At 39.7% G+C, this 257-nt stretch carries 1 pseudogene; it reads right to left on the reverse strand.

From position 1 onward, the window contains the following. Positions 1 to 257 (reverse strand): annotated as a pseudogene (locus tag ACFIK8_RS10555) (UDP-3-O-(3-hydroxymyristoyl)glucosamine N-acyltransferase); the annotation flags it as partial.

Genomic DNA, 257 nt, shown 5'->3' on the forward strand with positions numbered 1-257 from the left:
GACCAATCTTCACATTGTGGGCAATCTGCACTAAATTATCAATTTTGCTTCCTTCACCAATAATAGTGTCCTCAAATGTTCCACGATCAATTGTTGTATTCGCACCAATTTCCACACCATCCTTGATAATAACACGACCAAGTTGTGGAACTTTCTCAATTCCAGAAGCACCACCAACATAACCAAAACCATCTTGCCCAATGCAAGTACCAGGATAAAGGTAAACTCTGTCACCTATCAAAGAATACTGGACTGTT

It is taken from the genome of Bartonella sp. MR168JLCBS, from assembly GCF_042194175.1.